The 24,358-nt window shown below is 64.5% G+C and carries 24 protein-coding genes and 2 pseudogenes; 10 read left to right on the top strand and 16 right to left on the bottom strand.

Annotation, left to right across the window (positions count from 1 at the left end; genetic code table 11):
* Nucleotides 1–35 precede the first annotated feature (35 nt).
* The 9 genes and pseudogenes from HAP54_RS14530 to HAP54_RS14490 all read right to left on the bottom strand — a co-directional run bounded on the left by HAP54_RS14530 (nucleotide 36) and on the right by HAP54_RS14490 (nucleotide 5,496).
* Nucleotides 36–776: a di-trans,poly-cis-decaprenylcistransferase gene (locus HAP54_RS14530; RefSeq protein WP_166300977.1), complete on the bottom strand. Its 741-nt coding sequence runs from the start codon at nucleotides 774–776 to the stop codon at nucleotides 36–38.
* Nucleotides 777–806: 30 nt separating this feature from the next.
* On the bottom strand, nucleotides 807–1,187 hold the full coding sequence (locus tag HAP54_RS14525; RefSeq protein ID WP_166300974.1) for a transcriptional regulator: 381 nt from the start codon (nucleotides 1,185–1,187) through the stop codon (nucleotides 807–809).
* On the bottom strand, nucleotides 1,174–1,791 hold the full coding sequence (locus HAP54_RS14520) for a hypothetical protein (protein ID WP_166212509.1): 618 nt from the start codon (nucleotides 1,789–1,791) through the stop codon (nucleotides 1,174–1,176). The genes HAP54_RS14525 and HAP54_RS14520 overlap by 14 nt, the downstream gene beginning before the upstream one ends.
* Before the next feature lie 128 nt (nucleotides 1,792–1,919).
* Nucleotides 1,920–2,276, bottom strand: coding sequence for a DUF1428 domain-containing protein (locus tag HAP54_RS14515; protein ID WP_166300972.1), 357 nt, complete (start codon nucleotides 2,274–2,276; stop codon nucleotides 1,920–1,922).
* 174 nt (nucleotides 2,277–2,450) lie between these two features.
* On the bottom strand, nucleotides 2,451–3,188 hold the full coding sequence (locus tag HAP54_RS14510) for a DUF899 domain-containing protein (protein ID WP_166300969.1): 738 nt from the start codon (nucleotides 3,186–3,188) through the stop codon (nucleotides 2,451–2,453).
* Nucleotides 3,189–3,214: 26 nt separating this feature from the next.
* Nucleotides 3,215–3,700, bottom strand: coding sequence for an SRPBCC family protein (locus HAP54_RS14505; RefSeq protein ID WP_248114501.1), 486 nt, complete (start codon nucleotides 3,698–3,700; stop codon nucleotides 3,215–3,217).
* 137 nt (nucleotides 3,701–3,837) lie between these two features.
* Nucleotides 3,838–4,029: pseudogene (locus HAP54_RS14500) on the bottom strand (ArsR/SmtB family transcription factor); the annotation flags it as partial.
* Between the two features lie 107 nt (nucleotides 4,030–4,136).
* Complete coding sequence (locus tag HAP54_RS14495) at nucleotides 4,137–4,427, bottom strand: DUF3551 domain-containing protein (RefSeq protein ID WP_166300963.1); 291 nt, start codon at nucleotides 4,425–4,427, stop codon at nucleotides 4,137–4,139.
* A 102-nt stretch (nucleotides 4,428–4,529) separates the two neighbouring features.
* A pseudogene (locus tag HAP54_RS14490) lies at nucleotides 4,530–5,496 on the bottom strand (Bug family tripartite tricarboxylate transporter substrate binding protein).
* Nucleotides 5,497–5,702: 206 nt separating this feature from the next.
* Between HAP54_RS14490 and HAP54_RS14485 the strand changes: the two are divergent.
* Both HAP54_RS14485 and HAP54_RS14480 read left to right on the top strand, forming a co-directional pair.
* Nucleotides 5,703–6,113: a VOC family protein gene (locus HAP54_RS14485; protein ID WP_029079428.1), complete on the top strand. Its 411-nt coding sequence runs from the start codon at nucleotides 5,703–5,705 to the stop codon at nucleotides 6,111–6,113.
* 175 nt (nucleotides 6,114–6,288) lie between these two features.
* On the top strand, nucleotides 6,289–7,869 hold the full coding sequence (locus HAP54_RS14480; RefSeq protein ID WP_166300960.1) for an AMP-binding protein: 1,581 nt from the start codon (nucleotides 6,289–6,291) through the stop codon (nucleotides 7,867–7,869).
* Nucleotides 7,870–7,885: 16 nt separating this feature from the next.
* On the opposite strand, the gene HAP54_RS14475 is transcribed toward HAP54_RS14480, so the two are convergent.
* The 4 genes from HAP54_RS14475 to HAP54_RS14460 form a co-directional block, all read right to left on the bottom strand.
* Nucleotides 7,886–9,175, bottom strand: a complete 1,290-nt coding sequence (locus HAP54_RS14475) for a cytochrome P450 (RefSeq protein WP_166300957.1) — start codon at nucleotides 9,173–9,175, stop codon at nucleotides 7,886–7,888.
* 188 nt (nucleotides 9,176–9,363) lie between these two features.
* Nucleotides 9,364–10,461 carry an HD-GYP domain-containing protein gene (locus tag HAP54_RS14470; RefSeq protein ID WP_166300954.1) on the bottom strand — a complete coding sequence of 366 codons (1,098 nt, stop codon included), beginning with the start codon at nucleotides 10,459–10,461 and terminating at the stop codon, nucleotides 9,364–9,366.
* Nucleotides 10,462–10,720: 259 nt separating this feature from the next.
* Nucleotides 10,721–13,012 (bottom strand): xanthine dehydrogenase family protein molybdopterin-binding subunit, encoded by a 2,292-nt coding sequence (locus HAP54_RS14465; RefSeq protein ID WP_166300951.1) that lies wholly within the window; start codon nucleotides 13,010–13,012, stop codon nucleotides 10,721–10,723.
* Nucleotides 13,009–13,500, bottom strand: coding sequence for a (2Fe-2S)-binding protein (locus HAP54_RS14460; RefSeq protein ID WP_166300948.1), 492 nt, complete (start codon nucleotides 13,498–13,500; stop codon nucleotides 13,009–13,011). The genes HAP54_RS14465 and HAP54_RS14460 overlap by 4 nt, the downstream gene beginning before the upstream one ends.
* Nucleotides 13,501–13,787: 287 nt before the next feature.
* On the opposite strand from HAP54_RS14460, the gene HAP54_RS14455 reads away from it, so the two are divergent.
* From HAP54_RS14455 to HAP54_RS14445, 3 genes are read left to right on the top strand one after another with little or no spacing between them, the layout of a single operon-like run.
* Nucleotides 13,788–14,573 carry an alpha/beta fold hydrolase gene (locus HAP54_RS14455; RefSeq protein ID WP_166300945.1) on the top strand — a complete coding sequence of 262 codons (786 nt, stop codon included), beginning with the start codon at nucleotides 13,788–13,790 and terminating at the stop codon, nucleotides 14,571–14,573.
* A gap of 21 nt (nucleotides 14,574–14,594) precedes the next feature.
* The gene (locus HAP54_RS14450) at nucleotides 14,595–14,936 is read left to right on the top strand and encodes a hypothetical protein (RefSeq protein WP_166300943.1); all 342 of its coding nucleotides are present in this window, start codon (nucleotides 14,595–14,597) and stop codon (nucleotides 14,934–14,936) included.
* A 57-nt stretch (nucleotides 14,937–14,993) separates the two neighbouring features.
* Entirely contained in the window at nucleotides 14,994–15,668 is a 675-nt protein-coding gene (locus tag HAP54_RS14445) for a dienelactone hydrolase family protein (RefSeq protein WP_166300940.1), read from the top strand.
* 134 nt (nucleotides 15,669–15,802) lie between these two features.
* Here HAP54_RS14445 and HAP54_RS14440 read toward each other — a convergent pair whose 3' ends face one another.
* The 3 genes from HAP54_RS14440 to HAP54_RS14430 all read right to left on the bottom strand — a co-directional run bounded on the left by HAP54_RS14440 (nucleotide 15,803) and on the right by HAP54_RS14430 (nucleotide 17,862).
* Complete coding sequence (locus HAP54_RS14440) at nucleotides 15,803–16,510, bottom strand: polysaccharide biosynthesis/export family protein (protein WP_175619779.1); 708 nt, start codon at nucleotides 16,508–16,510, stop codon at nucleotides 15,803–15,805.
* A 244-nt stretch (nucleotides 16,511–16,754) separates the two neighbouring features.
* Nucleotides 16,755–17,414: a peptide-methionine (S)-S-oxide reductase MsrA gene (gene msrA, locus HAP54_RS14435; protein WP_166300934.1), complete on the bottom strand. Its 660-nt coding sequence runs from the start codon at nucleotides 17,412–17,414 to the stop codon at nucleotides 16,755–16,757.
* Between the two features lie 130 nt (nucleotides 17,415–17,544).
* Complete coding sequence (locus tag HAP54_RS14430) at nucleotides 17,545–17,862, bottom strand: hypothetical protein (protein WP_166300931.1); 318 nt, start codon at nucleotides 17,860–17,862, stop codon at nucleotides 17,545–17,547.
* 358 nt (nucleotides 17,863–18,220) lie between these two features.
* On the opposite strand from HAP54_RS14430, the gene rpsT reads away from it, so the two are divergent.
* The 5 genes from rpsT to recF all read left to right on the top strand — a co-directional run bounded on the left by rpsT (nucleotide 18,221) and on the right by recF (nucleotide 24,290).
* Nucleotides 18,221–18,487 carry a 30S ribosomal protein S20 gene (rpsT, locus tag HAP54_RS14425; protein WP_029079417.1) on the top strand — a complete coding sequence of 89 codons (267 nt, stop codon included), beginning with the start codon at nucleotides 18,221–18,223 and terminating at the stop codon, nucleotides 18,485–18,487.
* A 1,238-nt stretch (nucleotides 18,488–19,725) separates the two neighbouring features.
* The gene (dnaA, locus tag HAP54_RS14420; protein WP_166300928.1) at nucleotides 19,726–21,156 is read left to right on the top strand and encodes a chromosomal replication initiator protein DnaA; all 1,431 of its coding nucleotides are present in this window, start codon (nucleotides 19,726–19,728) and stop codon (nucleotides 21,154–21,156) included.
* 361 nt (nucleotides 21,157–21,517) lie between these two features.
* Complete coding sequence (gene dnaN / locus HAP54_RS14415) at nucleotides 21,518–22,636, top strand: DNA polymerase III subunit beta (protein ID WP_166300926.1); 1,119 nt, start codon at nucleotides 21,518–21,520, stop codon at nucleotides 22,634–22,636.
* A 78-nt stretch (nucleotides 22,637–22,714) separates the two neighbouring features.
* On the top strand, nucleotides 22,715–23,080 hold the full coding sequence (locus HAP54_RS14410) for an endonuclease domain-containing protein (RefSeq protein ID WP_166307863.1): 366 nt from the start codon (nucleotides 22,715–22,717) through the stop codon (nucleotides 23,078–23,080).
* Between the two features lie 73 nt (nucleotides 23,081–23,153).
* The gene (recF, locus tag HAP54_RS14405) at nucleotides 23,154–24,290 is read left to right on the top strand and encodes a DNA replication/repair protein RecF (protein ID WP_166300923.1); all 1,137 of its coding nucleotides are present in this window, start codon (nucleotides 23,154–23,156) and stop codon (nucleotides 24,288–24,290) included.
* Nucleotides 24,291–24,358 lie beyond the last annotated feature (68 nt).

The raw sequence follows: 24,358 nt of genomic DNA, 5'->3' as shown, positions 1-24,358 counted from the left end.
GGCTTGAGAAGAGAGCAGCAGGCGCGGCCGGCGTGCTAGAGGTTGGGCACCTCCGCCGGCGCGATCGCGGTCAGCCCGCCGAAGCGGCGCTCGCGGCGATGGAACGAGGCGAGCGCGTCGGCGAGATCGTCGGCGTCGAATTCGGGCCACATCCGCTCGGTGAAGTGCAGCTCGGCATAGGCGCCTTCCCAGAGCAGGAAGTCCGACAGCCGCTTCTCGCCCGAGGTGCGGATGATCAGGTCGACATCGCGCAGGCCCGCCTCGCCGGTGATGAGATCGGCGAAGGTTTCGCGGCTCAGCTGGCCGACGCCGGCTGCGCGCGCGGCCGCGTTCAGGATCGCATCGCGTGCCGAATAGTCGATGGCGATGCGCAAATGCAGCGTGGTGCCGTCGGAGGTTGCGGCCTCGGCGCGCGTGATCGCGGTCGCGATGCCGTCGGGCAGCCGGTCACGGCGGCCGATCACGGTGAGGCGGACGCCGTTGCGCACCAGGGCGGCGATCTCATTGGCGAGGTAGAACCGCAACAGCCCCATCAGCGCCGTGACTTCAGCCTTCGGACGGCGCCAATTGTCGCTCGAGAAGGCATAGAGCGTCAGCGTGCCGACGCCCTGGTCCGGCGCGGCCTCGACAATGCGGCGGATCGCCTCGACGCCTGCCTCATGTCCGCGCAGCCGCGACAGGCCGCGCCGCGTCGCCCAGCGGCCGTTGCCGTCCATGATGATGCCGACGTGGAGCCGCATGGCTACCTCCGGCTCGAGCGCGACGTTGCTTCGCATTACAAAGTCTCCGGGCAAAAAATGGGATGATCAAACCGGCTGGATACCGAGGCGGCCAGACGCGCCTTCGTCCTTGCCGGCGGCCTTGGCCGCATCGCGCACCAACTGCTCGAGCACGGCGAGATAATCGAGGAAGCGGCGGCGGCCGCTCCTGGTCAGGCGGCAGGTGGTGTGCGGGCGATTGCCTTCATAGCCCTTGATGACGTCGACGAGGCCGGCCTCCTGCAGCACCTGCAGATGCCGGCTGAGATTGCCGTCGGTCAGGCCGCAGAGCTGCTTGAGATCGGCAAAGGCGAGCCCTTTCGGATGCGCCATCAGCGAGGTCAGCAAGCCGAGCCGCGCCTTCTCGTGGATGACGCGGTCGAGGCCATCATAGGCGAATGGCGCGCTGGTCATGTCAGTCTTCGGCATCATGGCCTCCGGAAGCGAAATACAACAGTGCTGCGATCAGCAACTGGCCGATCGCGAAGGGCAGTCCCATGGTCCAGGGCGACAGCGCGTGGCTCTGGCTTGCGATCAGCAGCACCGTGAAGCCGGACAGGAAATACCAGGCGCCGCCGAACGCGATGGTGCGCGGCAGCAGGCGGACCGAGGCGAACACGCCGAGGCTGACCAGCACCTGCCACAGGCCGGGCAGCATCCACAGCGTCTCAGGCGCGAATTTCCATTGCAGGATCGCCAGCAGCACGCCGGCAATCGCCGCCGGAACGAACTGCTCGATCGCCTGCTGCACCATCGCGTCGGCGAGGCCGGAATGATGCCGCCGCGAGCGCGCCTGCATCTCGGTCCAGATCAACCCCGCGGATAGCAGCGCTGCCGCCGCCCAGCCGGCGAGGAAAGCAATCGGATGCCCGGTCGGATCGTCGAGCCAGAGATATTGCGCAAGCGCCGTGACGAGTGCGATGCCACTGGTGGCCGCAACCGTCGCCGGCCCGTAGCCGCGGAATGCGGTTCCGGCCGCAATCTGGTTGCGGATCGCGAGAATGTCGGCCAACGCCTTGTCGAGGTCGCGCATGATTCGCCCGAACTTTGTATTGCAAAGTATACGGGATCACCAAGTAAACGCAAGCGGCATTGCGCCGCCTGTCGATCGGCATGTTTAACGGCCGGTTACCGCACCGATTGCGGCGAATGTGCGCCGCCTCACACTTTCACGAGGCTCGCAAAGCCGCCATAAATCATCCGCTTGGCATCGAATGGCACGTCGCCCTTGCCCATCGACGCCAGGCGCGGATCGGCCATCACCTTGGCGTTGATCCTGTCGCGCTGGGCGCGCGACTTGTAGGTGATCCAGGCGAACACGACGGTTTCGCCGGTCTTCAGTTTCACGCCCTGCGGAAATGACGTCAGCTTGCCCGGCTTGACGTCGTCGGCAACCCATTCGCGATAGTCCAGCGCACCATATTCGCGCCAGACCTTGCCGGCCTTTTTCGAGAGCTGTGCATAGGCGTTGAGTTTCTTCTTCGGCACGGCGACGATGAAGCCATCGACGTAGGGCATTGGCGATTTCCTGCTGTTTTCTGTCGTCATTCCGGGGCACGCGGAGTGTGAACCTCAGGCGCGCAACTGCGCGCCGGGAATCTCGAGATCCCCCGATGCGCAATTGCGCATCTGAGGTTCGATGCTTCGCATCGCCCCGGGATGACGAACGCCAACGCTACGCGTCAGCGTTCGTCAGCTGTGACAGCAGGATGCCTGAACCGGCGCCGGTTGGTACTGGTCACGTAGCCGCACCCAATCCATCGGATAGGGCAAGCCCTCCTCATGACGGCCGAGCGGCGTGAGGTCGAGATAGTGATAGGCCGCATTCATCATGTCGAGGCCGCGCGCGAAGGTGGAGTAGGTGTGGAACACGGTGCCGGTCTCGTCGCGGAAGAAGACGCTGATTCCCGGCAGCTCGGGCCCGTAGAGCGGGGTCGTGCCATAATTGTATTGCGCGTTCCTTGCGTCGATCTGCTGGCGCGTGAACGAGACGCCATAGTCATAGTTGAAATCATTGTCGCCGGACGAGATCCAGTCGAAGGTCCAGCCCATCCGCTTCTTGAACGCCTCGAGCTTGGCGAGCGGCGCCAACGAGACCGCGATCATCGTGGTGTCGCGTGCGGCGAGATGCGGAACCATGCGTTCGAAGCCGTCGACCCAGAACGAGCAGCTCTTGCACGCTTCGTCCCAGTCCGGCGCGAACATCACGTGCTGCACCACAAGCTGCGGCCTGCCCTTGAAGAGATCGCCGAGCGTCACCTTGCCATCGGGTCCGTCGAACACATAATCCTTGTCGACCTTGACCCAGGGCAGTTCGCGGCGCTGCCGGCTCAGCGCTTCGCGGGCTTGCGTCAGCTCCTTCTCGCGCGCCATCAGCGCCTTGCGGGCCGCAATCCATTCCTCGCGCGACACGATGTTGTGCTGTTGCATGGGGTTCTCCCTGGGATGCTCCCTATTCAGGCGTCGACGAAGTGTTCGAGATTGCCGAGGAATTCGGTCCAGCCGCGCTGGTGGTTGTCGCGCGCGGTCTCATCGACGAACTGCGCGTGATGGAAGGTGAGCAAGGTGCCGCCGGCATCGGGCTTGATCGACACTGTCACCTCCGACTCGCGCTCCGGCGTCGAATGCCAGGCCCAGCTGAACACCAGCTTCTCGTTCGGCACCACCTCGCGATAGACGCCGCCGACCTCGTGATATTCCCCATTCGTACCGGTGAACTTGATCCTGTAGCGCCCGCCGACGCGGACATCGAGCTCGGCTTGGGTCGTTCCGGGCTTGACCTGCCCCGGACCGAACCACCGCGCTAGGTTTTCCGGCTCGGTCCACGCGGCGTAGACTTTTTCCGGCCGCGCGCGGAGCCGCCGCGTGAGAGTGAGGCTTGGACGCGCGGCAAGGCCGGCGTCGGCGGCGACTGCGGACTTGTTGGCCGATTGATTGACCATGGGTCTTCCTCCACAAAAGCGGCAAGGCGATCGAGATTATCGGACCAGAATTGCGCATAGCGATTGAGCCAGCTCATCGCCTGCTCCATCGGCCTTGCGGTGAGCCGGCAGGCTACCGTGCGGCCGGTCTTTTCGCGCGCGACCAGGCCTGCATCCGTGAGCACGTCGAGATGCTTCATGATCGCCGGCAATGACATCGCGAATGGCTGCGCCAGTTCGCTCACCGACAGGCTGTCCTGCTCGCCAAGCCGCGCCAGCAGCGCCCGGCGGGTGGGATCGGAAAGCGCTGCGAAGGTGCGGTCCAGCGTTTCGTCTTGAAACTTAACCATGTGGTTTAGTATAGACGCAAACGGCGCGGCGTCAAGCGCCCGCCTTCACGATCGCGTCAAGGCCGGGGCATCATCACGCGAGGTGGCTGCGCCCTCGGATCAGACGGCTATTGCCGATGGTGCCGATGCCGGTGCCAGCGACGGTGCGGCCGCGGCTCCGCTTGCAATTGCGGGCGAAACAGGAAGCGCGGATTTTCTCCGCAGGCGAGATAGCGTCCCGACACGCTCGCGAGGCACTGATCATAGGTCTGATAGGCGCATTCGCCGGGATAGCCGAGGCTCGGGCCCTGCGCGCACCACGGATAGTCATAGGGATCGGCGGAGGCAGGCGTGATGCTCGCCGCGCCGGCAAGCGTCATCGTTGCAAGGACAAGCACTGCCAATTGCGATCTGCGCATGATCCGAATCACTCCGACTTCCCGAGATGCCGCAGTTAGTGAAGTGCGACGTCTCGGGCAAGCGTCCTCAACGAAATCCTCGCGCCTCCGGGCGTGCGAGGCCTATTCGACCTTGAGGCCGGCGAACTCGACCACCTTCTTCCACTTGTCGGTCTCGGCCTTGATGTCGTTGCCGAAGGCGTCCGGCGCCTGGATCAGCGAGTCGCCGCCGAGCTCGACCAGACGCTTGCGCATGTCGGGTTCGGCGAGAACGGCGTTGATCTCGCTGTTGAGCTTGGCGATCAGTTCCTTCGGCGTGTTCTTCGGCGCGCCCATGCCGAACAGCGCGCTCGCCTCATAGCCCTTCACGGTGTCGGCGATCGCCGGCACGTCGGGCAGCTGCGAGGAGCGCTCGGTCGTCGTCACGCCAAGCGCGCGCAGCGAGCCGGAGCGGATGTGCTGGATGATCGAAGGCATGTTGTCGAAGATCACCTGGACCTGGCCGCCGAGCATGTCGGTGATCGCAGGCGCGGCGCCGCGGTACGTGCTGCATCTTGCAGCCGGTCATCGACATGAACATCTCGCCGGACAGATGCACCGAGGTGCCGTTGCCGGACGAGGCCATGTTGACCTTTCCGGGATTGGCCTTCACGTATTCGATGAATTCGGCGACGTTCTTCGCCGGCACGTCCTTGTTGACAGTCATCACGTTCGGCACGCGGTTGAAGGAAGCGACCGGCGCGACGTCGCGCACGAAGTTGAACTTCAGATGGGCGTAGAGCGAGGCGTTGATGTAGTTCGCCGGATTGACCAGCAGCACGGTGTAGCCGTCCGGCTCGGCGTTGATCGCAGCCTCGGTGCCGATATTGTTGCCGGCGCCCGGCTTGTTCTCGATCACGAATTGCTGGCCGAGCTTCTCCGACAGCCGCTGCCCGACCAGCCGCGCGATGATGTCGGTGGCGCCGCCCGGCGGATAGCCCACGATCCAGCGCACCGGCCGCGCCGGATAGTCGGCGGCGGACGCACGGCCGATCGCGAATGTCGAAATCCCCGACCCGATCAGGCCCAGCGCGGTACGGCGTGAAATCATGAAGTTTCTCCCGATCCAGCAGGGTTTGGCGCCCTGCCCGTTTCTGTTGCGTTGCGTGCGGCGCGGTTTTAACAAACAATGTCTGAAGCGGCCAGTGCGACACGTGCGCCACCGACCGCGACGAAAGGCTAAGCTTCGGCTCTGGTTGCATCAGAACCGAAGCGCTGAATTCTTGCATTGAGGCTCTGGACCGAAAAGGATCGCGCATGTCCGTCAAGGTGAATGGGCTCGACCATCTCGTGATCAACGTCACCGATGTCGTGCGCTCGGTTGCCTGGTACAGCAGGATCCTCGGCATGGAGGTGAAGGTGTTCGACCCCGGCAACGGCAAGACACCGCGCACCTCGCTGGTGTTCGGTAACCAGAAGATCAATGTGCGGCCGCGCGATGCCGACAAGGTGGACTGGTTCACCGCCGATCATGAAGCCGCGGGCAGCGACGATCTCTGCTTCCTGACCTCAAGCACGCCGGAGGAAGTGGTCGCGCATCTGAAGGCCAATGGCGTCAAGATCGAGGAAGGCCCGGTGGCCAAGCAGGGCGCGCGCGGCACGCTGCGCTCGGTCTATTGCCGCGACCCCGACGGCAGCCTGATCGAGATCTCGTCGTATCAGGATTGATCGCGTCATTCCGGGGCGCGCAACAGCGCGAACCCGGAATCTCGAGATTCCGGGTTCGATGCTTCGCATCGCCCCGGAATGACGGCCGACTATTTGCCTACCACGCCATCCAATGTCACAAGGGCACCCGACAAGAGCAAGCAAGCAGCCGCTGGAGCGGCGCGCGGGAGGACATATGACCAATGCAAAGCCAGTGCCGGGCGTCGTGGGACCGTTTGCGGGGCTCGATGTGCCGTGGCTACTCAGGATGCGCGCTGAGGTGCGCCGCGATCATCCGTTCCTGATCTGGGCCCCGTTCGATGCGCCGGCGCGGCGCTGGAGCTACGGCGAATTCCACGAACGCGTCGGCGCACTGGCCGCGGGCCTCGCCAGGCGCGGCATCAGGCAGGGCGACTATGTCCTGATCCATCTCGATAATTGCATCGAGGCGATCATGTCGTGGTTCGCCTGCGTCGAGCTCGGCGCCATCGCCGTCACCACCAACACCCGCTCGGCCGCCGCCGAGATCGAATATTTTGCCGGCCATTGCGGCGCGGTCGCCGCGATCACCCAGCCGGCCTATGCCGAACTGCTTGCCACGAACTGCAAGGGCCTGCGCTGGATCGCAGTGACCTCGCATGATGCGGGGCAAGCGCCGGCACAGGCGCCATCACGCGGCGACAGTTTTGAAGCGCTGTTTGCCGACAGCGCCGACCGGCCGCAACGTCCGACCGATCCGCTCGCCCCCTGCAGCGTGCAATACACCTCCGGCACGACATCGCGGCCGAAGGCGGTGCTCTGGACCCATGCCAACGCATTGTGGGGCGCCAAGATCAATGCCGCGCATCAGGACCTGCACGCAACAGACGTGCACCAGACCTATTTGCCGCTGTTCCACACCAACGCGCTGGCCTATTCGATGCTGGCGAGCCTGTGGGTCGGCTCGACCTGCGTGATCCAGCCGCGCTTCTCGGCGAGCCGGTTCTGGCCGGTGGCGCTCGAGCACGGCGCAACCTGGACCTCGACGATTCCGTTCTGCATGAAGGCGCTGCTCGAGCAGGAGGTCCCGAGGAATCACAAGTTCCGGCTCTGGGGCACCGCGGTGAACGAGCCGTCGGCATTCGCGGTGTTCGGCGTCAAGATCATCGGCTGGTGGGGCATGACCGAGACCATCACCCACGGCATCATCGGCGAGGTCGACCAGCCGAACATTCCGATGTCGATCGGCCGCGCCGCGCCGGAATACGAAATCCGCATCACCAATGATGACGGCACGCCGACCGGCGTCGGCGAGACCGGCAATCTCCTGATCAAGGGCATTCCCGGCCTGTCGCTGTTCGCCGAATATCTGCACAATGAGAAGGCCACGCGCGAGAGCTTTGGCGAGCACGGCTATTTCATCACCGGCGACCGCGTCACGCTGCTCGAGCGCGGCTACATCAGGTTCGGCGATCGCTCCAAGGACATGCTGAAGGTCGGCGGCGAGAATGTCGCGGCCTCCGAGATCGAGCAGGTGATCGCCGTGGTACCGGGCGTGCGCGAAGCCGCTGTCGTGGCGAAGAAGCACCCGATGCTGGACGAGGTGCCGGTCGCCTTCATCATCCCGCAGGCCGGCGTCGCGGCGCTACCCGCCAACCTGCACGACAAGGTGATGGCCGCGTGCCGCGCGGCGCTCGCCGACTTCAAGCTGCCCCGGGAAATCCGCTTCGTCGACGAAATGCCGCGCTCGACGCTGGAGAAGGTCGCGAAGGCTGAGCTGAGGAAGATGCTGGAGTGACCCGGCCTTCGCCGCGTCACTTCACCTCGAACCGGATCGGCAGCTTCTTCGGGCCGTTGACAAAATAGGCCTGCGTCATCTTCACCTCGCCGTCGAGCGACAGCGATTTCAGATGCGGCAGCAGCTCCTCGAACAGGATGCGCATCTCGAGCTTGGCGAGATACTGGCCGAGGCAGAGATGTGCGCCATAGCCGAAAGCGACATGGCGGTTGGGTTTGCGGTCGCTGCGGAAGCGATAGGGTTCCTCGAACACCTCCTCGTCGCGATTGCCCGAGGCGTAGCACAGCATCAGCCAGTCGCCTTTTGCGATCTTGCGGCCGCCGAGCTCGGTGTCGGCGGTGGCCGAGCGCATGAAGTGCTTGACCGGCGTCATCCAGCGGATCGCCTCGTCGACCAGGCCCGGAATCAATTCCGGATTGGCCTTCACCCTGGCGAATTCCGCGGGATCGTTCGCCAGCGCCCAGATCGCGCCCGCGGTCGAGGATGAGGTGGTGTCGTGGCCCGCCGTCGCGACGATCATGTAATAGCTGGTCTGATCGTGCTCGGGCATGTAGTCGCCGCCGATCTTCGCGTTGGCGATGACGGTGGCGAGATCTTCGCGCGGATTCTGGCGGCGATTTTCGGTGATCGTGCGGAAGTAAGCTGAGAAGTCGGCGATGATCGCCTGCAACATCACGGAGACTTGTTCCGCGCTTAGCGCGTCGCGGACGCGCGCGGTGTCGGGATCCTGCGGGCCGAACAGCTCCTGCGTCAGCTTGAGCATGCGGGGCTCGTCCGCCTCGGGCACGCCGAGGATCTCCATGATGACGTGCAGCGGATAGCCGAGCGCGACGTCCTCGACGAAATCGCAGGCGCCGCCGCGGTCGAGCATGCGCTGCACCGTGGCCCGCGCGATCTCGCGGACGCGGCCTTCGAACTTGCCGAGATTGGCCGGCATGAACCAGCCCTGCGTCAGCGCGCGGTATTTCGGATGGTCGGGCGCGTCCATCTGCACCAGCGAGCGCACCAGATTGGGCCCGCCGGTGATCTTACGAACGCGTTCCTCGAGCGCCTGGTTGGTCAGCGTGGTCGGCCGGTCGGCATTGTGGAACAGATCGTTCTGGCGGCTGATCGCCTGGATATGCGCGTGCTTGGTCACCACCCAGAACGGATCAAATTTCTCCGGCCGGGCGATGCCGAGCGGATTGTTGGCGCGCAGCCAGCGATAGGCGTCGTGGATGCGATCGTCGGCATAGGCGACCGGATCGACGAGGGTTGCCGCGATGTCTGCGGGGATGTCGAGATCCCCGGTCGTTGCCGTATCCATGAATCGTCCTCACCCGCCAAAGCATCGGTCGCGCCGATGATCACCGGAATCTAGGCGGAGGTAAGGACGAGGACTTGCGTTGATTGGCTAGTGTCAAACACGTCATTCCGGGGCAACGCGCAGCGTTGAACCCGGAATCTTGAGATTCCGGGTTCGATGCTCGCGCATCGCCCCGGAATGACATGAGCTCAATAATGCCCGAACGCCACCGGGCGGAAAGCCTGCAGCAATTGCTGGTCGAGCTTGCCGCCCATCTCCTCCATCATGGAGAACGCCTTGGCGTGGGTGAACTGCAGCCGGTAGGCGCGCTTCTCGACCAGGGCGGCATAGACATCGACGATCGTGGTGACGCGGACGATGTCGCTGATCTGGTTGCCGCTGAGGCCGTTGGGATAGCCGGTGCCGTCGAGGAACTCGTGATGGTGCAGGATCACGTCGAGCATTTCCGGCGGGAATCCGCCCTGCGCGGACAGCGCTTCATAGCCGCGGCGCGGATGCTCGCGCATCTCGGCCATTTCCTCGACCGTCAGCGCGCTTGGCTTGTCGAGCAGCGCAACCGGAACGAAGGCCTTGCCGACATCGTGCAGCAGCGCGGCGCGGGCGAGCCGGCGCTGGTCGTCCTCGCGCATGCCGAGATGCTGCGAGAACGCCACCGCAAAGCCGGTCACGAACAGGCAATGGCGATAGGTCTCCTGGTGGTGGCAGCCGACCGTCGTCAGCCATTCGCGCAGCGAATTGTGCTTGATCGCCTTCAGGATCTTGTTCTCGGCGGCAACGATGTCCTCGAACTTGAGCGGCTCGCCGGCGCGCATCCGCTCGAACATCTTGACCATCACGCCGTGCGCCGCCTCGACGCCGCGGTTGAGCGCCTTGCCGCGGTCGGTCTCGTCATAGCCGCCGTTGTCGGGGAATGCGGCGCGGATGCGCTGCAGGATGCCGCGCGCATCGAACGGCCGCGAGATCGTGTCGGTGGCGCCGAGCGCCCAGGCCTGCATCGAGGCGTGATGCAGCGCATCCGCCAGCACGAACAGCCGCGGCATCTCGCGATAGGCGTCGGCCTGCAGCTTGGCGCGAACCAGCTGCACGGCTTCGGGCGATCGCAGGTTGATATCGACGACGATGCCGGAGAGATCGCGGGCCGGCTGCTCGGGAATATCAGAGGTCGGAACGGTATCGACCTCGCCCACCGAGCGCAGGATGCTGGCGAGTTCGTTGCTCTGATCGCTTCGATCTGACGCCAGCAGGAGACGGCGCTTCGAAGTCTGGTTATTGGCCAAGGCAGTCATGACATCCCCGTCGCGGTAACGACCGACGCCGGACGCTACCTGACGATGCGTTCCCTCCGACTTAATGGGGATGCTGAACGGCGGCTAAGCACAATGGATACAATTTGAGCGACCGCAAGATCCGCCAGCGAAATCAGGCCGGCCGGAAATGAAGCCAGCCGGGAGTACCGCCGGCGGATCGTGAATTTTTGCGGCGTCGGGCGCAAAAAAAACGCCGGAGAGCTGTCGCGCTCTCCGGCGCCTCCATTCGTTCAGGCCATCAAGCCTTCTTCATCGCAGACTTCACGGCCTCCGCGGTGATCGGCAGACCGCGGACGCGGGCGCCGACCGCGTTGAAGACGGCGTTGCCGATCGCCGGCGCCACCACCGTCACCGCAGGCTCGCCGACGCCGGTCGCCTTCTCGCCATTGGCGATGACGTTGACCGCGACTTCCGGCAGCTGGCTCATCCGAAGCGGCGTGTAGGTGTCGAAGTTGGTCTGCTCGATGCCGCCGTCCTTCAACGTCGCCTTCTCGAACAGCGCAAGCGACATGCCCCACAGCGCCGCGCCCTCGACCTGGGCGCGGATGCCATCGGGATTCACCTGCGTACCAACGTCGGTCGCCACCGTCAGCTTCTTCACCGTCACCTCGCCCGATGGCGCAACCGCGACATGGGCGACGCAGGCGGTCCAGCTTGCCGTGGCGCGCTCCTGCGACGACACGCAGGCCACGCCCATGCCTTCACCCTTCGGCAGCTGCTTGGTGCCGTAGCCGGCAAGTCCCATCGCAGCGAGCAAGGTGTTGCGGAGACGCTGCGCGCCGCCGTCATTCTTGCCCTTGCCGTCGAGCAACGAGATGCGCAGCTGTGCCGGGTCCTTGCCGGTCGCATGCGCGATCTCGTCGATCATGCTTTCGACCGCCCAGAACGTCCAGCCCGGCGCCACCGAACGGAGCTGACCCGACGGGGTGGCGTTGTGGGCCATCTCGTTCTTGATCGCCCGCACATAGTGGTTGGGCACGGTGTAGAAGAAGTCCGCCCCGTTCACGGTGAACGAGTCGAGCGGGCCCTTCTTGTCGACCGAGGGCGTGAGGAAATCGGGGATTCCCCAACGCTGGGTCGGCCAGGCCGAGACCACGTCATGGCTCAGCGCGACGATCTTGCCGTCGCCGTCCATGCCGGCCTTTATCTTCTGCAAGGTCAGCGGACGCGAGAAGTCCATCGTCATGTCGTTCTCGCGCGAGTAGATGACCTTGACCGGCTTGCCGACGGCCTTGGCCGCCTGCACCGCCGGCACCATCATATCGGCGTCGAGACGCCGGCCAAAGCCGCCGCCCAGCCACATCTGGTGCATCACCACGAACTTGGGATCGATCCCGGCGGCGCCGGCTGCGATCGCACCGGAGCGCGTCGCGAACTGGTTGCCGGAATAGATGTGCAGGATGTCGCCCTTGAACTCCGCGGTGGCGTTCATCGGCTCCATCGGCGCGTGGATGTTGATGTTGGTGGTGTATTCCGCCTCCAGCACCTTGGCCGCCGTGCCGAACGCCGCGTTCGGATCGCCGTCCTTGACGAAGAACTCGCCGGAATCGCTCAGTCCCTGCAGCCGCTTGGCCTCGGTGAACAACGATTCGCTCGACAGTTTTGCGTTCGGGCCGCTGTCGTAGCTGATCTTCAGCGCCTCGGCCGCCTTCTTCGCCTGCGCGAAGGTATTGGCGACCGCGACGACCCAGCCGGTCGTGGTTGCGGTCTTGTCGTCGAGGGTGACGGCCTTGATGAAGCCCGGCAGTTTCTTGGCCGCGCTATCGTCGACCGACTTCACGGTGGCGCCGTAACGCACCGGCGGAGTGACCAGCGCGCCGTAGACCATGCCCGGCACCATCACGTCGATGCCGTATTTGGCCGTGCCGTTGACCTTCAACGGAATGTCGATCTGCGGCACCGAGACGCCGATCATGGTGTACTGATCGGGCGTCTTCAGCTTGAGCGCCTTCAGGTCATCCGCCGTGAAGGTCTTGGTCGCCTTGCCGCTCTTCACCACGTCGGCAAACGACATCGACTTCTTCGACTTCGGATGGCTGATCGTGGACGCGCGCACCACCAGCTCGCTTGCCGGCACGCCCATCGCGGCCGCCGCCGCCTCGGTCAATGCGATCCGGCCGGCTGCGCCGGCGCGGCTCATGGCGTCGAAGTTCATCATCGTCGACCAGCTGCCGCCGGTGATCTGCGCGCCCAGCACGGGATCGTTGAACTTCGGATCGTTGGAGGCGAGCTGGACCCGCATGTCCTTCCAGTTCGCGCCGAGCTCTTCGGCCACGATCTGCGCCATGGTCGAGGCGACGTGCTGGCCCATATCGGCCTTGCCGCAGGTCACGGTGACGAGGCCGTCCGGCGCGATCGCGTACCACACGCTCGGCTCGAAATTGGCGGGTGCGGGCGCCGCGAGCGCGTGGTCGATGCCGGGCACGGCGGAGTAGCCGAGCACGAGGCCGGTTGCAGCGGTGCCGACCAGGAAGGAGCGGCGGCTGAGATCGGTCGTCTCGGGAGCGAGGCTTTTCACGTGCTTGTTCATGTGGCCCTCCGCTCGGATCCGGTGGCCGATGCGGTGCGCATGTCGGACGCAGCACGCATGATCGCCTTCTGGATTCGTGAATAGGTCATGCAACGGCAGAGATTGCCGTCCATATGCGCGACCACTTCCTCTTTCGTCGGATTGGTGTTCTTCGACAGCAGCGCCGCCGCCTGCATGATCTGCCCGGACTGGCAGTAGCCGCATTGCGGCACCTGCTCGGCGACCCAGGCCTTCTGCAAGGGATGATCGCCCTTGGCGGAGAGTCCTTCGATGGTGGTGATCTTCTTGCCGACGGCGTCGGCGACGGAGGTCTGGCAGGACCGCACCGCTTCGCCGTTGACGTGGACCGTGCAGGCGCCACAGAGACCGGCGCCGCAACCGAATTTGGTGCCCGTCATCTGCAATTGCTCGCGGATGCCCCAAAGCAGCGGCGTGTCATTGGCCGCTTCGACGGACATATTCCGTCCGTTGATATTGAGATTTGGCATCTCTCTCCCCTTCCGGTGTCGGAAGCCGCTTACGGCGGCTACTCACTGTTGGGTCACGCCTGGCGCCCACCGGGTAAGCGACAGTTGCCGAAACAATGATCCGGTTCCCGGCTGGAGGCAATCCAATTTGGAATTGATCGAAAAGAATAAATATCGAAAGCTGCCTGTTGTGCAATGCGGCAACGGCATGAAGCTTTTGAAATGCCAGTATTGATGCCGTATCGATGCCTCCTACCAAGGTCGGTAGCGCTGCCGGACCCGAGGTCGACAACAGAAGGAGCCCGTCAATGGCCAAGCTCAACCGCAGCGGCGTCGATATCTATTACGAGATCCACGGTAGCGGCCCGCCCCTGATCCTCACCCACGGCTATTCGTCGACCTCGGCAATGTGGCAGGGCCAGATCGAGGCGCTGTCGAAGCGGCACAAGCTCATATTGTGGGATATGCGCGGGCACGGGCTATCAGACTATCCTGACAATCCGGATGCCTACAGCGAGGCGGCGACAGTCGGCGACATCGGAGCCCTGCTCGACGCCGCCGGCGCCGATAAGGCGATCGTCGGCGGCCTGTCGCTCGGCGGCTACATGTCGCTGGCCTTTCATCGCGCCCATCCGGAGCGGGTGGGCGCGCTATTGATCATCGACACCGGCCCTGGATTCAAGAAGGGCGACGCCCGCGAGGTCTGGAACCAGCGCGCCCGCGACACCGGCGACCGCTTCGATCGCGAAGGGCTCGAGGTGCTGAAATCGCTGAGCGCCGAGCGCGCCTTGGTCACGCATCGCAACGCCCGGGGCCTCGCACTCGCCGCGCGCGGCATGCTGGCGCAGCGCGACGCGCGGGTGATCGAATCATTGCCCGGGATCAAGGTGCCTTCGCTGGTCGTGGTCGGCGCCGACGACACACCGTTCCTGGCCGCCTCCGACTACATGGCGGCGAAAATCCCGGGCGCGCAGAAGGCGGTGATTCCGAACGCCGGCCATGCCGTCAACATCGACCAGCCGCAGGCCTTCATCGCCGCGGTGTTGCCGTTCCTGGATGGCCTTGAAGCCGGCGTGCCGGGAAAGGCCAAGTGAAGAACCCGTGAAGGACAAGCCATGAAATCGATCGCCATCGCCCTGCTGCTCGTGGCGGCCGCAACAGACGCGAGCGCCGAGAAGCTGCCGCCGTTCGGCGGCCCGGCCACGCCGACCTTCACCGCGACGCTGTCGAACACCACACCGCTGGTGTTCGGGATGGGCGTCGCGGACGCGCAACGCGCGCTCGGCACCCCCCTCACCTATGTCCGCGGACGGCCCGGCAACGAGATTTTCCTGACCTTCCGCGATATCGGCGGCAGCGGACTGTTTCCGCACCACGACCGTCTCTATCTGCAATTCCGCAAGGGCCGTCTCGCCGGCTGGAAAGGCGACTGGGGCGAGAACTGGATGTGGCGATAGGGCTTCGAACGCGTCACCAAGACCTTCATGCAACCCCCAACATGACAAGGATGGACCATGGGACAAGACATCAAACTGAAAGCATCCGACGGATTTGAACTCAGCGCCTATCGCGCCGATCCGGCCGGCGCGCCGAAGGGCGCGATCGTCGTGATCCAGGAGATTTTTGGCGTCAATCACCACATCCGCTCGGTCTGCGACCGGCTGGCGAAGGAAGGCTATGTCGCGGTTGCGCCATCGATCTTCGATCGCATCACGCCGAACTTCCAGAGCGGCTATTCCCCCGATGAGGTCGCCGAAGCACGCAAATTCGTCGCCAACCCGGACTTTGCCGCGATGCTGCGCGACAGTCAGGCGGCGATCGATGCGGTGAAACCGGTCGGGCCGGTCGGCATCATCGGCTTCTGTCTCGGCGGCAGCATCGCCTATGCCGCCGCCACCAAGCTGACCGGCCCCTCGGCCGCGATCGGCTATTACGGCGGCGCGGTCGTGCGCTTCGCCGACGACAAGCCGACCGTGCCGACGCAGCTGCATTTCGGCGAGAAGGATGCCGGCATTCCCTTGAGCGATGTCGAGACCATCAAGTCGAAGCGCCCCGAGGTCGAAATCTTCATCTATCCGGGCGCCCAGCACGGCTTCCATTGCGACGAACGCGCGAGCTACGACAAGGCGAGCGCCGACATCGCCTGGCCGCGCAGCATGGATTTTTTCGCGAAGCATCTGAAGAAGTAGCGTCAGTCATTGCCGGGCGTAGCCGTCCGAAGGACGGCGTCGCTTCCGCTCGCCTATGACCCGGCAATCCATCGTCTTCGAAAAACTTTTGCGAGATGGATGCGCGGGTCAAGCCCGCGCATGACGAGCGGCGGTCAGAACCAGCGTTCGCCGACGAACACCGTGTCGCCCGGGCTCATCGGCGTGCCCAGCGGCACCACGAAGCGGCCGGAGCCGGACGCATCCGTATGCGTCAGCGTCACGCTGTCGCGCCGGGCGCGCGGCGAGAAGCCGCCGGCAATCGCGACCGCGCTTTCGACGGTCATGTTCGGCACATAGGGATACTGGCCGGGCGCTGCGACTTCGCCGAGGATGAAGAACGGCCGATAGGACTCGATCTCGACCGCCACCGACGGCTCGCGGATGAAGCCGTTGCGCAACCGCGCCGAAATCTCACCGGCGAGACCGGCGGGCGTGCGGCCGCGCGCCGGCACCGAGCCGATCAGCGGCATGGTAATCGCGCCCGCGGCGTCGATCGCATAGGAGTTGGTCAGGCCTTCCTGGCCATAGACCACGACGCGGAGCTTGTCGCCCGGGCCGAGATGATAGCCATTGTCGTAACCGGCGGGCCCACCCGGTGCGGCGGCCAAGACGATCGGGGCGGCGACCGGCGCGGCATATCCATAAGCGGGGGGAGCGCTGGCGAAGGCCGAGCGCAATGCGCTGATCGCACCACCGCCGCCTGCATCGGCAACCGGAGCGGGTGCGTAGGCCGGGCCATAGCTGACGGCATCCACACCTTGCGGGCCGACCGCAACCGGACCGGACGTGCTCATGCAGCCGGACAACGCGAGCGCAGCCATAACGGCAGTGATCGGCAATCGTAACGCGCGTGCAACCGGCACCGGACTTATCCCTCAACGGCGAGACAAGCCCAGTCTTGCACCACTTATGGTTAATAAAGGGTTTTCGAGGATCGAGCGGGAAGCCGGAAAACCCGGCCTCCCATCGATTTGCAGCATGATCCGGAAAAGTGGGAACCGGTTTTCCCTGGCGACAAACGCGAAAGCGTTTGCGCGGAGATCATGCTCAACTAAGGGGCCGCGCTCAGGCGGCGCTGACGCCGACGCCGATCGGGCACGAAACGCCGGTGCCGCCGAGCCCGCAATAGCCCGCTGGATTCTTGGCGAGATACTGCTGGTGATAGTCCTCGGCGAAGTAGAATTCGCCTGATGGCGCGATTTCGGTGGTGATCGCGCCGAGGCCCTTGGCGGCAAGCGCCTTCTGATACATCGCCTGCGACTCGTCCGCCGCTTTGCGCTGCGCGTCGCTGAACGTGTAGATCGCGGAGCGATATTGCGTGCCGATGTCGCTGCCCTGGCGCATGCCCTGCGTCGGGTTGTGGTTCTCCCAGAACGTCTTCAACAGCTTCGCGTAGGAGATCTTGTTCGAGTCGAACACGACCAGCACCACTTCGGTGTGGCCGGTGCGCCCCGAGCACACCTCCTCATAGGTCGGGTTCGGCGTATGGCCGCCGGCATAGCCGACCGCGGTGGTGTAGATGCCGTCGCCGAGTTCCCAGAACTTGCGCTCCGCGCCCCAGAAGCAGCCGAGCCCGAACACTGCCTGTTCGAGACCTTGCGGATAGGGCGGCGTCAACTTGCTGCCATTGACGAAATGGGTGGTCGCAGTCGGGATCGGCGTCGCGCGGCCCGGCAGCGCCTCGGTGGCGCTCGGCAACGCGGTGGTCTTGCGCATGAACAACATGGATACCTCCGGGCGGGACATCGGCCGACGCGGCAACGGCCTGCGGGCCGGCTGTCACCTATATATGTCCTTACGCAGATGATGGCAGCCCCGTTACTGAGGGCTGCGGCCAAGAGGGGCTGCAGCCCAGTCAGTCCCGCGCGTAGCCGATCAAGGGCTTGCGCGGCCGGAACAGGATCATCAGCAGGATGCCGGCAATGCCGAACACCGCGAACACCGGCTGCTCCAGAAGCAGGCGGATCACGTCGTTCCAGATCCAGGGTCCGAAGCGATCCACCCAGGCATGAAACGCCTGCTGGCTCGACTGATGGATATCGTTCCAGAACTGGCCGAGCTGGGTGAACCGCAGGCTCTGGTCGGCGACGTAGCGCGCCCCGTCATAGACCATGAAGATGAAGCTGCCAGCCAGCAGCAATAGCCCGATCAGACGGAAAAAACCGCGGATCATGCGTCACCCTAACTCCCTGTCGCGCCCGGCGCGCCGTCAGGCCTTACCGGGCGCCCCCCGGAAATTCAACCTCTTCAGCGGCTTATCCGGCCCCCGCGGGCCCGATTTCCGGCCTTTTTTGGGTCCCGAAAGCGTTGACGCTTGAGCCTGCGCCATCTATAAGACCGGCCGATGGCGGCGGGCGCAATCCTGCCGCCGCTGTTCTTTGGACAGTGCCGCATGCGGGGGCAGCATTATGCGCCTTGGCATGGCCGCCTCAAGGACACCTTGGACAAATACATCAGAGTTGAGATTTGAACCGGCCGGTGCGCGCAAGCCCGACCACGAGCGATCACCGCCGAAGGACAGTTAGAGAACCATGGCCAACACCACTTCCGCCAAGAAGGCGACCCGCAAGATTGCCCGCCGCACCATCGTCAACAAGTCGCGTCGCACGCAGATGCGCGGCGCGGTGCGCACCGTCGAGGAAGCGATCAAGAGCGGCGACCGCGAGGCGGCACTCAAGGCGATGAGCAAGGCCGAGCCCGAACTGATGAAGGCAGCGCAGCGCAACATCATTCACAAGAACCTCGCGAGCCGTAAGGTGTCGCGTCTCACGCAGAGCATCGCTAAGCTCGCCAAGTGAGACGACCGGTGAGCTGACGAGCAAGCTGAAAGAACACATTTGTCACGAAGCCCGGCTCGCGCCGGGCTTTTTGTTTTTGTCTCGACTTTTGTCGTGGAAGTTTCATTGCGCAAGAACAATGCGCGTTGCTGCGCAACGAACTGCGTGTCATGTTTCGTCGTGTCCGTAGTTCTACCGGCTCGGTATGCTTAACGCATCGCACTCGCGCAGATTGTTCGGCGCTAAGCGCGATAAATGGAATAACGCGCAGCATCGCGCGTTGAAAATGCGAGCGGGGTTACCCTGCAAAAGCAATCGAGAAAAATGACGTCTCGCGAGTTACTTATGCACATAGCGCTGAGCAGCGATTGGAAAAATGACCGGCGCGAGACCAAATGTAAATTTTCTATGAAAAATTTTTGGTATTGCACCGTCCTTTGTGACACGCGCGATTCTGTGCGCTGATTCAAAAACTTGCTTTCGCAACTCCGCATCCGCAACGCCGCAACAGTCGCGAAGAGTCGCGAAGAGTCGCGGTCCCCGTCGAATCCACGGATTGTCAGAAAATGCGCTTGGTGTATTTATTTGTTGTTCGCGACGCCCACGGCTCTCCAGATCAGCGCGGTTTGAGACCCAAGGGCGGACGTGCAAATCGGCGGCGGTGTGCGCGTTAGCGACGCTTTCCAAGCGAAGCTAGATTGATAACTCATAGCAATATGAGGACGGTTGGCCTGTGTCAAAATTTCTCCGGCGATGTCCCCGGCAATTTGGGGGATCGAACAAGAGAGACCAGGACAGTCGTCGGAATCCGGCATCGGGAACGCGGAGTGAGTGAACGAATTGACGGCGACACGCGGCGGCGAAGCGCCGGACATTTTTAGTGTTCGGTAGCGGCAGTTCGAAACTAAGACACTAGCAAGCTGACAACTTGCCGCGATACGTCGCGGCAGGAGGGGGGGGGGACTTATGCCTTACGGTATCATCACTGCAGTCGATCCAACGACAGCCGAAGCGCAGATTTCCAGTGGTGCCGTAATCAACCCCTCGGACGCCAGCTCTCACCCCAAGAGACCGTCGAGTACGCGCTGACCTCGCGGGACGCATCTTCTCCAAACAGCTGATCTGTCCGGTGGCGCACGGTCGCCACACGGGAGAGCTTTGTCCGGAGCAGACCGCGCCCGCTGGAGGTCGCGTCGTGGCAGGAAACCTGCACGGCGTTTTCGCAACAAATTTCTCTCAGACTTGGAAGTACGAAGGCTATGACGAATACGGAACAGGATCGCTGGTCGCGGGTGAAGGGACGTCTGCGGACGAGCGTTGGCGAGGACGTTTACACGAGCTGGTTCGCACGGATGGATCTGGAGAGCGTGCACGACGAGAGCGTGCACCTGTCGGTTCCGACCCGGTTCCTCAAGAGCTGGATCCAGGCGCATTACGCCGACCGCGTGCTCTCGTGCTGGCAGGCCGAGATGCCGGAAGTGCACAAGATCGACCTCACCGTGCGCTCCGCGATCCGCGCGATGGCCCCGGCGAAGGAGCCGGTTGCGCCCGTCGAAGCGCGCCGCGTCGAGCGCACCGACGGCCGCCCCGTGCCTGAACTGCGCTCGTTCGCGACCGCGCCGGTGTCCGCAAGCCATGACGCGCTCGGCGGCTCGCCGCTCGATCCGCGCCTGACCTTTGCAAGCTTCGTCGTCGGCCGCTCCAACACGCTGGCCCACGCGGCGGCGCGCCAGGTGGCGGAAGGACGCCGCGGCGATCCGGTGATGTTCAACCCGCTCTACATCCATGCCGGCGTCGGCCTCGGCAAGACGCATCTGCTGCAGGCAGTGACCTGGGCCGGCAATTCCGGCGGCGAGCGCAAGGTGCTGTATCTCACCGCCGAGAAGTTCATGTACGGCTTCGTCGCGGCGCTGAAGACGCAGACGGCGCTGGCGTTCAAGGAAGCGCTGCGCGGCATCGACGTGCTGGTGATCGACGATCTGCAGTTCCTGCAGGGCAAGTCGACGCAGGCCGAGTTCTGCCACACGCTGAACGCGCTGATCGACGCCGGCCGCCAGGTCGTGATCGCGGCCGACCGGCCGCCGTCGGATCTGGAAAGCCTCGACGACCGCGTGCGCTCGCGGCTCGCCGGCGGTCTGGTGGTCGAGATGGCTTCGCTTGGCGAGGAACTGCGGCTCGGCATCCTCAAGTCGCGCGTCGCCGCGGCCCGCGTTCACCACGCAAGCTTCGAGGTGCCGGAGGAAGTGCTGGACTATCTGGCGCGCACCATCACCCACAATGGCCGCGACCTTGAAGGCGCGATCAACCGCCTCTTGGCGCACTCCAAGCTCAACAACCAGCCGGTGACGCTGGAGATGGCCGAGCGCGAGGTGCGCGACCTGATCCGCCCGCAGGAGCCGAAGCGGATCAAGATCGAGGACATCCAGCGCGTGGTCGCCCGGCAGTACAATGTCAGCCGCTCCGACCTCTTGTCGTCCCGCCGTACCGCCAATGTAGTGCGCCCGCGCCAGGTTGCGATGTATCTGGCGAAGACGCTGACGTTGCGCTCGCTGCCGGAGATCGGCCGGCGCTTCGGCGGCCGCGACCACACCACGGTGCTGCACGCCGTGCGCAAGATTGAGGCACTGGTCGCCAAGGACACGACGCTGTCGGAGGAAGTCGAATCGCTGAAGCGGCAGCTGCAGGAATAAGGCCGTCGCGTCAGGCTGAAGCGTTTTCGAGCGAAGTGGGTGCCGGTTCGCGTCAAGAAAACGCGTCAAAACCAGAATCAAGAGCCTCGTTCCGATTCAAACGGAACGGGGCTCTTGCTCGTTCCATGGCCCTCCCCTTTCAAGGGGGAGGGCTAAACATTTTTCCGGCCGAAAACGTGGGGAACGGGGCCGGTTTGGCGCCCGTTTCCCTTGCACCGGCCGTCCATCCGCGCCAACTTGCGGTCCCCCCGTGGGTTTGATCAAATCCGGTATTGATCCGGCTTTTCGGGTTTCCAATGCCGCGGTGCTGCCCTGAACGGCCGCCCGGCTTTTCCATCTGAGGGATCTGGCGGGTATTGCAATGAAGGTCACCGTCGAGCGCGCGCAACTGCTGAAATCGCTGGGTCACGTTCACCGCGTGGTCGAGCGCCGCAACACCATCCCGATCCTCGGCAACGTGTTGATCCGCGCCGAGGGCGCCAAATTGTCGCTGAAGGCGACCGACCTCGACCTCGAGGTGACGGAGACGCTGGCCGCCGAGACCGGAACCGCCGGCTCGACCACGGTGCCGGCGCACATGTTCTACGACATTGTGCGCAAGCTGCCCGACGGCTCGCAGATCGTGCTGGAAGCCGACGGCGACCGCTCGGTGCTCGCGGTGAAGGCCGGGCGCTCGCGTTTCACGCTGCAGACGCTGCCCGAGAGCGATTTCCCCGGTCTTGCCGCCGGCGACATGACGCACTCGTTCTCGCTGCCGGCCTCCGACATCAAGCGCCTGATCGACCGCACGCAGTTTGCGATCTCGACCGAGGAGACCCGCTACTACCTCAACGGCATCTATCTGCACGCGGCCGGCAGCGCCAAGGCGGCAACCCTGCGCGGGGTTGCGACCGACGGCCATCGCCTGGCCCAGATCGACCTCGCGCTGCCCAAGGGCGCAACCGGCATGCCGGGCGTGATCGTCCCGCGCAAGACGGTCGGCGAGGTGCAGCGGCTGATCGAGGGCGACGACGCCGAAATCTCGATCGAGCTGTCGGACGGCAAGATCCGCTTCACGCTCGGCAATGTGGTGCTGACCTCGAAGCTGATCGACGGCACCTTCCCGGACTATGGTCGCGTCATTCCGCAGAACAACGACAAGGAACTGGTCGTCGACAAGATGGATTTCGAGGCCGCGGTCGACCGCGTCTCGACCATTTCCAGCGAACGCGGCCGCGCCGTGAAGCTGGCTTTGTCCGCCGGCAAGCTGGTGCTCTCGGTGACCAACCCGGATTCCGGCAGCGCCACCGAAGAGCTCGAGGTCGAATACGCCTCCGACGCGCTCGATATCGGCTTCAACTCGCGCTACCTGCTCGACATCGCGGCCCAGATCGAGGGCGAAGTCGCGGTGCTCAAGCTCGCCGATCCCGGCTCGCCGACCCTGGTGCAGGACAAGGACAGCAAGGGCGCACTCTACGTGCTGATGCCGATGCGGGTGTGATTTTGCTCACCACGCGGACAACTGCACCCTCTCCCCTTGTGGGAGAGGGTGGCGCCGAAGGCGCCGGGTGAGGGGTTGGTGCCGCGAACGCCGCACCATCGCCCGACCGATGAACGCCTCCGCAGTTTCGCAAGGAGGATGCGTCGTGAGCCGACCGACGCAGAGGCCAAGATGTGGCGCCTGCTGCGCGATCGCCGGCTCTCGCACCTGAAGTTTCGAAGACAGGTACCCTTTCAGAACTACATTCTCGACTTCGCGTGCTTCGAAAAGCGCGTCATCATCGAAATCGACGGAGGTCAGCACGCTTGGTCGCAACGAGATGCATCCAGGACTGACGCCCTCGCGGCGGAAGGCTTTCAGGTCTTGCGCTACTGGAACAATGACGTATTGCGGGCGCCTGGGGCAGTGCTGGAAGACATTGTCGCCAAGCTTGCCGAGCTGTGAGATACCCCTCACCCGTCGCCTCACTTCGTGAGGCGCCACCCTCTCCCACAGGGGGAGAGGGGAAGGAAGATAGATGATCCCGTCCCGCATTCATCGCCTGTCGCTGACGCATTTCCGCAATTACCGGACGGCGACGCTGCAGGTCGCGGGCGACATGGTGGTGCTGGTCGGGCCGAACGGCGCCGGCAAGACCAATTGCATGGAGGCGATCTCGTTCCTGTCGCCGGGCCGCGGCCTGCGCCGCGCGACCTTGGAGGACATCGCCGACAATCAGGGCGATGGCTCCTGGGCGGTCTCGGCGGAGGTCGAGGGCGCGCTCGGGCTCGCCACGCTCGGCACCGGCATCGATCCGCCGACCGCCGAGGCGGGCAACACACGGCGCTGCCGGATCGATCGCGAACCGGTGGGTTCCGCAACCGCGTTCGGCGATCATCTGCGCATGGTGTGGCTGACGCCCGCGATGGACGGCCTGTTCATGGGCGCCGCGTCCGAGCGGCGGCGCTTCTTCGACCGCCTGGTGCTGGCGATCGATTCCGAGCATTCCAGCCGCGTCTCGGCGCTGGAGCGTTCGCTGCGCTCGCGCAACCGGCTGCTCGAGGTGCGCAACTACGACGACCATTGGTGTGGCGCGATCGAGCGCGAGACCGCGGAGCTTGCGGTCGCGGTCGCCGCATCGCGCGGCCAGACCGCCGCCAAGCTCGCTGTGATGCTGCGCGAGCGCGGCGCAGCCTCGGCCTTCCCGTCCGCCGAGATCATGCTCGACGGCTGGATGGAGAATGCGCTGCTGCAGGAGCCTGCAACAGCGGTCGAGGACCGCTACCGCGAGATCCTGCGCGCCAGCCGGTCGCGCGACGCCGCCGCCGGACGCACGCTCGACGGCCCGCATCTGACCGATCTGCAGGTGGTCTACGCGCCGAAGAATATGCCGGCCCGCGATGCCTCGACCGGCGAGCAGAAGGCGCTGCTGATCGGGCTGGTGCTGGCGCATGCCACGATGGTCGCGGAGATGACCGGCATCGTGCCGTTGCTCTTGCTCGACGAGGTCGTCGCCCATCTCGATCCCAACAGGCGCAAGGCGTTGTTCGACGAGCTCGCCAAGCTCGGCGCGCAGGTCTGGATGACCGGCGCGGATCCGGCTGCCTTCGCCGACATCGGCCCGCGAGGCGAGATTTTCGACGTCGAATCCGGCCGCGCCACACCGCGCGGCTGAGGCGTCGAATCAGCCTCCATGAGGGGTCCGCATCTGCCGCCGAATCGGGCTTTTCAGAGCCTCCGGAA

The organism is Bradyrhizobium sp. 2S1 (assembly GCF_011516625.5).
Taxonomy (GTDB): Bacteria; Pseudomonadota; Alphaproteobacteria; order Rhizobiales; family Xanthobacteraceae; genus Bradyrhizobium; species Bradyrhizobium septentrionale.
This window is presented reverse-complemented; position numbering and strand designations above follow the sequence as displayed.